Raw genomic sequence first — 8,572 nt, 5'->3', positions numbered from 1 at the left:
GGGGTGGGGGGGCGGGGGGGCGGGGGGGGCGGGTGGGGTGGGTCAGCCGACGGGTGGGGCTGTGGGTGGGTGGGCGGCGGGGTTCCGGGCTGCGGGTTCGCCCTGGCGGTTCTCGCCGAACGCCTCCCGCACCAGCCGGTTCGCCTCCTCCTGCTCGATCCCGGAGGCCACCATCAGGTCACTCGCCGTGGTACGCACCTGGGCGATCACCACGCTGCCGGAGAAGCCGACCCCCTCGGCGTACGCCCGGCCGGCCTCGCTCACCGCGCGCAGCGACCGTTCGCGGGCCTCCTCGGGTTCCTGCCCGGAGGCGAACTCCTGCCGGAGCAGGCGTACCGACTCGGCCAGGTGACCGATCGCGTCCGGCATCGGCTCGGGGACCGGTTCGGCGTCCTCGATCATGGTGACCGCGCGGCGGATCAACGTGCCGCTGTTGCGCATGGCCCGGTCGATCGGTTCGGCCGCCTCGGCGTAGTGGGTCAGCTCGCTGCGCCGGTGCCAGCGGGCCGGCGAGAGCGTGCTCGTCTCCTTGGCGCCCTCGATCGCCTCGGAGAGCGCGGCCAGTTCCTCCTTGTTCTCCCGCAGCCGGAACAGCGCCTGCTGGGCGGCGTCCCGGTCCTGGCTGCGCACCGCGTCGGCGCAGGCGTCGAGCTGGTCGGCGAGCAGGTCCAGCGCCGGCCGGGCCGCCCGGTTGATCACCCGTAGCGGATTGAGCGGCAGCAGGATGGCGGTGACCAGCAACGCGATGCCGCCACCGAGGAACGCGTCGATGAAGCGGGGGAACTCCAGATTCTCCGTGGACGGGCTGAGCGTCACGATCAGTACGGCGGTGGCCGCGGCCTGGATGACGATGGCGACGCTCGCCCCGGCGAAGATGCTCAGCAGGATCGCCGAGGTCACCACGAGCGCGAGCTGCCACGCGCCGGTGCCGACGAAGTAGATGAGCGCGTCGCCGACGAGCACGCCGACCGCCACGCCGACGATCAGTTCGACGGTACGCCGGAACCGCTGCCCCACCGAGGCGGCGAGCGTGCCGACAGCCGAGATCGGGGCGAAGACCGGCTGGGGGTTCTTCAGCAGCCGGTGCGAGATCAGGTACGCCAGGCCGGCGGCGAGCCCGGCCTGCACCGCCAGGCCGAACGCGGTGCGGACCCGGTGCAGCCGGTCGTGCAGGGTGGCCTTGCCCCGGTGCCGCAGCTCGTCCATCGCGGAGGCGATCCGCTGGCCGTCACGGTCGCCCGGGCCTGCACGCTGATCGCGGCGACGAAGGAACGGCAGTCGTCGGTCCCGGGCCATGGCGGGTACTACCCGCGACGATCCCGCTGAATCCCCGGTCCGGTCGCGGAGTGGGGCAGACTGCACCCGGTGGACGATCTGACGGCACGGTGGCGGGAGACGGCACGGGCGGCGGGCGCGACCGATCCGGCGGGAGTCGACCGGGCCGGCGCCCGGCTGCTGGCGGGCTGGCGGGAGCCGCACCGGCGCTACCACGACGAGGCGCACCTGCGGGCGGTGCTCGACGTGGTCGACGCGTACGCCGGTCTGGCCCGCGACCCCGGCCTGGTCCGGCTGGCGGCGTGGTGCCACGACGCGGTCTACGACCCGCGCGCGGCGGGCGACGCCAACGAGCGGGCCAGCGCCGACCTGGCCGGTGAGCTGCTGGCCGCCGCCGGGCTCCCGGCCGCGACGGTGACCGGGGTACGCCGTCTGGTGCTGCTCACCGCCGGTCACGTGATCGGGCCGGACGACCCGGACGGCGCGCTGCTCTGCGACGCGGACCTGGCCGTGCTGGCGGCCCCGCCGGAACGCTACGACAGGTACGCCGCCGCGATCCGTGCCGAGTACGCGCACGTGCCCGAACCGGAGTTCCGTGCCGGCCGGGCCGCGGTGCTGCGGCACCTGCTCGCCCTGCCGGCGCTGTACCGCCTACCCGAGCCGTACGCCCGCTGGGAGGCCCGGGCGCGGGCCAACCTGTCCCGGGAGCTGGCCGCGCTCGCCTGAGACGCGGTGCTTCGGGCGGCGCAGACCGGCGTCGCGCAGCAGCCGGACGATCTCCCGCGAGGGCACGACCGTGGCGCCGAGCCACACCGCCGCCCGGAACCGCTCGGCGGGCACGTCGTAGTGGTCCCGGTCGAAGCCGCGCCGGGGCGCGCCGAGCATCTCGGCGAACGCGTGCAGCTCGGCGTACGAGACGTCGCTGATCAGGTGCGACCAGAGCCGGCCGCGCCAGGGCACGGCGGGCGGGTCCAGGTAGAGCACGGCAACAGACGGTACGCCGGTAGCCTTCCCGGCATGGCCGCCCATCCCCTAATCGACGACCTGCGGGCCGCGCTCGGCGACGCCGCCGTGCTGACCGACCCGGACCTGCTGGCCGGGCACGAGCGCGACGAGGCCGACCTGTGCGACTCGGGCACCCCGCTGGCGGTGGTCCGTCCCCGCGACACCGGCGAGGTGGTGGCGGTGGTCCGGGCGGCCGCGCGGCACGGCGTACCCGTGGTGCCGCAGGGTGCGCGGACCGGGCTGGCCGGCGCGGCGAACGCGGTCGCCGGCGCGGTGGTGGTGAGCACCGTGGCGATGGACGCGGTGCGGGAGATCGACCCGGTCGGCCGGATCGCGGTGGTGCAGCCCGGCGTGGTGAACGCGGCGCTGGCCCGCGCGGTACGGGAGCACGGCCTCTGGTATCCGCCGGACCCCGGCTCCTGGGAGTCGTCCACCATCGGCGGCAACGTGGCCACCAACGCCGGCGGCATGTGCTGCGTGAAGTACGGCGTCACCAGCGAGTACGTGCTGGGCCTGGAGGTGGTGCTCGCCTCCGGCGAGGTGCTGCGCACCGGGCGGCGTACCGCCAAGGGGGTCGCCGGGTACGACCTGACCCGCCTGTTCGTGGGTTCGGAGGGCACGCTCGGCGTGATCACCGAGGTGACTGTGGCGTTGCGCCCGGCCCCGGAGGAGTCACTGACCCTGGTCGCGGTCTTCCCCACGGTGGCGACTGCCGGTGGCGCGGTCGCCGGGATCGCCGAGCGCGGGCTCACCCCGAGCCTGCTGGAACTGCTGGACCGGACGCATCTGCGGGCGATCGAGGCGTACCGGCCGATGGGTCTGCGCACGGACGCCGAGGCGCTGCTGCTCGCCGCGGTGGACACCGGCGTGCGGGCCGCCGACGACCTGGCCCGGCTGGCCGAGGTGTGCACGGCGGCGGGCGCCGACGAGGTCTACGCGGCCACCGACGCGACCGAGGCCGCGGCCCTGCTCCAGGCGCGGCGGCTGGCCCATCCGGCGATGGAGCGGTTCGCGGCCGAGACGTTCCCGGGCGGCAACGGCGGCCTGGTCATCGACGACGTGGCGGTGCCGCGCGGGCGGCTGGCGGAACTGCTGGACGGGGTGGCCCGGATCGCCGAGGCGTGCCAGGTGCCGATCGGGGTGGTCGGCCACGCGGGCGACGGCAACATGCACCCCAACATCGTGGTCGACCGGGCCGATCCGGCGAGCCTGGCCCGGGGACGGCGCGCCTTCGACGAGATCATGCGGCTGGGGCTGGAACTGGGCGGCACCTGCACCGGGGAGCACGGCGTCGGGCTGCTCAAGCGGGACTGGCTGGCCCGCGAGATCGGCCCGGTGGGCGTACGCGTGCACCAGGCGATCAAGGCGGCGCTGGACCCGGCCGGGCTGCTCAATCCCGGCAAGGTCTTCTAGCCCTTGTCCTCGGCCGGAGTGGCCTGGGTGACGAGCAGCAGCACGTCGTAGGCCACCTTCGGCTTCGGCTCACCCGGGCAGTCCTGGATGGTGACGGTCAGGTCCGGCGGCACGAGCAGCGTCGAGGTCAGCACGCCGATGCAGCCCTGCTTGTAGCCGCGGGCCTCGTCGGTCTCCTTCGCGATCGCCGGGTCCGCGAGCATCCGCTGGAGCCGCTGGGTCTGCTCCGCGCTCAGTGTGCCGGTGGCGTTCACGCCGTCACCGGCGCAGTCGCGGCACTGCCAGCGGCCCGACGGGTCCACCTCCAGGTTGCGGACCGGGCCGTCGCCGAGCCGCTGCACCAGGGAGACGCGTCTGCCGTCCGGTGCCGGACTGGCCGTGCCGGCCGCTCCGGGTGTGGTGGCGCCCTCCGCCTGGCCGAAGGAGCAGCCGGTCAGAGCCAGCAGGACCACGACGCACAGGGCGGGGACGCGCAACCGGGAGGGGCGAACCACGCCGGGAAACCTACACTTCCGTAGGTAGCGCGCACCAGCGGCCGAGCGGCCCGGGTCGGGGATCCCCTACCTGGGGGAGGCCGGAAGTTCAACGCCCGGGCCGTCGGTGCCCCGGTCGGCGGCGAACCCGCGCACGTCGGGCGCGCCGAGGCGGGCCGCGTCGGCCGCGATGTCGTCCGTCATGAGCTGCGACTCCCGCTCGGCCAGCACCCGCGCCCGGTAGTGGGCGACCTCCCGGTCCCGGGTCGCCGCGTCCCAGCCGAGCACCGCGCCCATCAGCTCCGCGGCGTGCTCCGCCGACTCCAGGCCGCGGTGGCTGGTCTCGATCGAGATCCGGGTACGCCGGGTGAGCACGTCCTCCAGGTGCAGCGCGCCCTCGGCGCGGGCGGCGTACGTCACCTCGGCGGCGAGGTATTCCGGCGCGCCCGCCAGCGGCGAGCCGAGCAGCGGATCGGCGTCGACCAGGGCGAGCAGGTCGAGCGTGAGCGTGCCGTAGCGCTCCAGCAGGTGCTCGACCACCCCGACCGCCACCCCGTGCCGGCGGGCCAGGTCGGCCCGGTCCCGCCACATGGCGGCGTACCCGTCGGCACCGAGCAGCGGCAGATCCGCGGTACGCGACGGGCGGGTCCGGCCGAGCCGGTGCATCGCGCGGTCGACCACGTCCGAGGCCATCACCCGGTAGGTGGTGTACTTCCCACCCGCGACCAGCAGCAGACCGAGCATCGGCTCCACCACCGCGTGCTCCCGGGAGAGCTTGGAGGTGGAGTCCGCCTCGCCGGCCAGCAGCGGGCGCAGCCCGGCGTAGACGCCCTCGATGTCGGCGGTGGTCAGCGGACGGTCCAGCACCTCGTTCACCTGGGACAACAGGTAGTCGATGTCGCTCGCGGTCGCGGCCGGGTGGGACCGGTCGAGTTGCCAGTCCGTGTCGGTGGTGCCGATGATCCAGTGCCCGCCCCAGGGGATCACGAACAGCACGCTCGTCGCGGTACGCAGGATCAGGCCGGTCTCGCCGACGATCGCCGAGCGGGGCACCACGAGGTGCACCCCCTTGGAGGCCCGGACCCGCAGCTTCGGGCGCAGCCCGACGTCGTTGAGCATCCGCGACATGTCGTCGCTCCACACGCCGGTGGCGGCGATCACGGTGCGGGCGCGTACCTCGAACTCGGCGTCCGGCGAGCCGGCGGGCGCCTCCAGGTCGCGGACCCGCACGCCGGTGACCTCCCGGGCCTGGCGGATCAGGCCGACCGCGCGCGCGCTCGTCACCACTGTCGCGCCGAGGCTGGCCGCGGTGCGCGCCAGCGTCACCACGAGGCGGGCGTCGTCGACCTGGCCGTCGTAGTAGCGGATCGCGCCGGCCAGCTTGTCCGGGCGCAGGCTGGGGAAGATCCGGCGGGTGCCCTCGCGGGTGAGGTGCCGGTGCAGCGGCATGCCGCGCCCGCCGCCGAACACCCCGGCGAACGCGTCGTACGCGGCCACGCCGAGGCCGTAGTAGGAGCGGCGGAAGAAGCGTCCGGGCAGGTCACGCGCGCCGCCCTCGGCCGGGAGCGGCACCAGGATCGGCACCGGCCGGACCAGGTGCGGCGCGAGCCGCGTGGCGAGCAGGCCGCGCTCGGTCAGCGCCTCGTGGACCAGGTGGAACTCCAGCTGCTCCAGGTAGCGCAGGCCGCCGTGGATCAGCTTGCTGGACCGGCTGGACGTGCCGGCGGCGTAGTCGCGCGCCTCCACCAGGGCGACCTTCAGCCCTCGGGACGCGGCGTCGAGCGCGGCGCCCGCTCCGGTCACGCCACCGCCGATGACCAGCACGTCGAACCGCTCGGCCCGGAGCCGGCGCAGGTCGTCGGCGCGGCGCTCGGCGGAGAGCCGGCCGGCCGTGGATCGGGACACACTCGGGTCACGCACCAGTCAACGGTAACCGTCCCGGGCGCGCGGCGACACGTCCCGGCCGTACCGTGATGACCATGCTGACCGGCCCGCCGCCCGCCCCCGTACCGCCGCCGCCACCGCGCGAGACCGGTCCGTGGCCGGTCGTCGCGGCGGCGGCGACCGGGGTGTGGATCGTCCTGGTCACCGTGCCGGGCCAGGTCACCGGCTGGCTGGTCGACCAGGTGGCGCTGGTGATCGGCGCGGACCGGCCGGTGGCGGCCTGGCCGGTGGTGGCGGTGGCCACCGTGCTGCTGGCGGGCGCCCCGGCGCTGGCGCTGGCGCTCGCGCCCCGCTCCCCCGCGCTGCGGGCGACCGGCCGGGCCTGGACCGCCGCCGTGGTCGCGCTCGGCGCGACCACGCTGCTGCGGACGGTGCCGCCGGTGCACCACGAGGCGTACCTGGCCGCGCTCGCGGTGACCGCCGCCGCGCTCGCGCTCGTCGCCGTCCGTCTCGGCCGCGTCCGGCCGCCGGTCGTGGTGGACGCGGTCCCGGAGGGCCGGTTCGGGCCGGTGTCGCTGCTGGCAATCGCGGCCGGCCTGGCCGTCCTGCTGCCGTGGGCTTGGGTGGGCGCGCTGGGCGGAGCGCTGGAGACGCTGCTCGCCGGTCTGGCCGCCGCCGCGCTGGGCGCGCTCGCCGGGGCGCTTCTCGGTGCCGGTTTCTGGGCCGCGTTCGGGCCGGGTCCGGCCCGGCTGGTGCTGGTCGGCGGTCTGGTCGCGGGGGTGGCGCTGACGCCGCTCGCGGCCGGCGCCGGACAGTCGGGCGTGCAGTTGCCGGCGCTGGTCCTGCTGCCGCCGCTCGGTTTCGTGCTGGCCGCGCTGGAGGCGGCGGCCCGCCACGCGGGACGCCCGGCCGGGCCCGCCCCGGCCCGCCGGCTGGTCGGGCTCGCCCTGCTGGGGCCGCTGGCGTTCACCGACCCGGAGGAGGTCAGCCTCCTGCTGTCCGCCACCCGCGACACGCCGTTCTGGGTCGCGGTGGGCACCGGCGTGGCGTTCGCCGTCGCGGTCCTGCTCGCAGTCGGGTACGGCGTGCTGCTCGCCCGGTCCCGCGCCCGCGCGCCCCGGCGCGGTCCGGCCGCGCTGGCCGCCGCCGCGCTGCTCGCCGCCGTCGCCGTGGTGTACGTGGTCCCCGGCCAGCCCGGACTGTACGGCGAGCGGCTGCTCGTGGTGCTGCGCGAACAGGCCGACCTGACCGGCCTGCCGGCCGGGACGCCGGGCCGGGCCGGACGGGACGCCCGGGCCAACGAGGTCTACCGGCGGCTGGTGGCCACAGCCGACCGCACACAGGGCGACTTGCGTCGCACGCTGACCGGGATGCGGCTGAACCCGACGCCGTACTACCTCGTGAACGCGATCGAGACGGACGGCGGGCCGGCGGTGCGGGCCTGGCTGTCCAGCCGTCCCGAGGTGGCCCGGGTGCTGGTCAGCCAGCGGCTGCGCCCACTGCCCGCGCTCGCCCCGCAGGCGCGCGGCGACGCGCCGGCACCGGCCGGTCCGGCCTGGAACGTCTCGCTGATCGGCGCGGACCGGGTCTGGTCGGAGCTGGGCGTCACCGGGTCCGGTGTGGTGGTCGGCAGCTCCGACTCCGGGGTGGACGGCCGGCACCCGGCGCTCGCGGGCGGGTTCCGTGGCGGCGACGACTCGTGGTACGACCCGTGGGAGGGCCGCCGCGCCCCGGCGGACCGGGGTGGCCACGGCACCCACACGCTCGGCAGCGCGGTGGGCCGGGAGGGGGTCGGCGTGGCGCCGGGCGCGAGCTGGGTCGGCTGCGTCAACCTCGACCGCAACATGGGCAGCCCGGCCCGCTACCTCGACTGCCTCCAGTTCATGCTGGCCCCGTTCCCCGAAGGCGGGAACCCGCTCACCGACGGCCGTCCCTCCCGCGCCCCGGACGTGCTCACCAACTCGTGGGGCTGTCCGCCGGTGGAGGGGTGCGACCCGGGTGCGCTGCGACCGGCGACCGCCGCGCTGACCGCGGCCGGCATCCTCGTGGTGGCCGCGGCCGGGAACACCGGCCCGTCGTGCGGCTCGATCGCGGACGCGCCCGCGCCGTACCCGGACGTGCTGACCGTCGGGGCGGTGGACCGGCAGCGGCGCGTCACCGAGTTCTCCAGCCGCGGCCCGGCGCCGGACGGCCGGGCCAAGCCGGACCTGGTCGCCCCCGGCGCCGCCGTGCTCTCCGCGATGCCGGGCGGCGGGTACGCCACCCTGGACGGCACCTCGATGGCCACGCCGCAGGTCGCGGGCGTGGTGGCGCTGATGTGGTCGGCGAATCCGGCGCTGGTCGGCGACCTGGAACGGACGCGGGCGATCCTGCGCGACACCGCGCAGCCGGTCGCCCGGCCTGCCGGGGCGGCTGCCTGCGGCGGACCGCAGGACGTCTCCGGCGCCGGGCTGGTGGACGCCTACGCGGCGGTGCGCGCGGCCCGGTCCGCGACGACCGGTTAACAACCCTGTCCATTGGTC

General features: G+C 76.1%; 7 protein-coding genes. 3 read left to right on the top strand and 4 right to left on the bottom strand.

Annotated elements, in window-relative coordinates:
* Positions 1-42: 42 nt before the first annotated feature.
* Entirely contained in the window at positions 43-1,296 is a 1,254-nt protein-coding gene (locus V6U82_RS14455; RefSeq protein ID WP_334461380.1) for an FUSC family protein, read from the bottom strand.
* A 69-nt stretch (positions 1,297-1,365) separates the two neighbouring features.
* Between V6U82_RS14455 and V6U82_RS14450 the strand changes: the two genes are divergently transcribed.
* Positions 1,366-2,001, top strand: coding sequence for an HD domain-containing protein (locus V6U82_RS14450; RefSeq protein ID WP_128138175.1), 636 nt, complete (start codon positions 1,366-1,368; stop codon positions 1,999-2,001).
* Here the strand turns inward: V6U82_RS14450 and V6U82_RS14445 are convergent.
* Complete coding sequence (locus V6U82_RS14445) at positions 1,927-2,259, bottom strand: DUF4031 domain-containing protein (protein ID WP_145753703.1); 333 nt, start codon at positions 2,257-2,259, stop codon at positions 1,927-1,929. The genes V6U82_RS14450 and V6U82_RS14445 overlap by 75 nt on opposite strands.
* A gap of 33 nt (positions 2,260-2,292) precedes the next feature.
* Here V6U82_RS14445 and V6U82_RS14440 point away from each other — a divergent pair, with 33 nt between their 5' ends.
* Positions 2,293-3,693 carry an FAD-binding oxidoreductase gene (locus V6U82_RS14440; protein ID WP_334461379.1) on the top strand — a complete coding sequence of 467 codons (1,401 nt, stop codon included), beginning with the start codon at positions 2,293-2,295 and terminating at the stop codon, positions 3,691-3,693.
* Here the strand turns inward: V6U82_RS14440 and V6U82_RS14435 are convergent.
* Together V6U82_RS14435 and V6U82_RS14430 are read right to left on the bottom strand one after the other, a co-directional pair.
* Entirely contained in the window at positions 3,690-4,187 is a 498-nt protein-coding gene (locus V6U82_RS14435) for a hypothetical protein (protein WP_128138178.1), read from the bottom strand. The genes V6U82_RS14440 and V6U82_RS14435 overlap by 4 nt on opposite strands.
* Positions 4,188-4,253: 66 nt before the next feature.
* Entirely contained in the window at positions 4,254-6,071 is a 1,818-nt protein-coding gene (locus V6U82_RS14430) for a glycerol-3-phosphate dehydrogenase/oxidase (RefSeq protein ID WP_334461407.1), read from the bottom strand.
* Positions 6,072-6,139: 68 nt separating this feature from the next.
* Here V6U82_RS14430 and V6U82_RS14425 point away from each other — a divergent pair, with 68 nt between their 5' ends.
* On the top strand, positions 6,140-8,554 hold the full coding sequence (locus tag V6U82_RS14425; RefSeq protein WP_334461377.1) for a S8 family serine peptidase: 2,415 nt from the start codon (positions 6,140-6,142) through the stop codon (positions 8,552-8,554).
* Positions 8,555-8,572 lie beyond the last annotated feature (18 nt).

The sequence above is a fragment of the Micromonospora sp. CPCC 205554 genome, from assembly GCF_036902745.1.
In the GTDB taxonomy this organism is placed as follows: Bacteria; Actinomycetota; Actinomycetes; order Mycobacteriales; family Micromonosporaceae; genus Micromonospora; species Micromonospora tulbaghiae.
The sequence above is the reverse complement of the archived record's forward strand: the minus strand, read 5'-3'. Positions and strand labels throughout refer to the sequence as shown.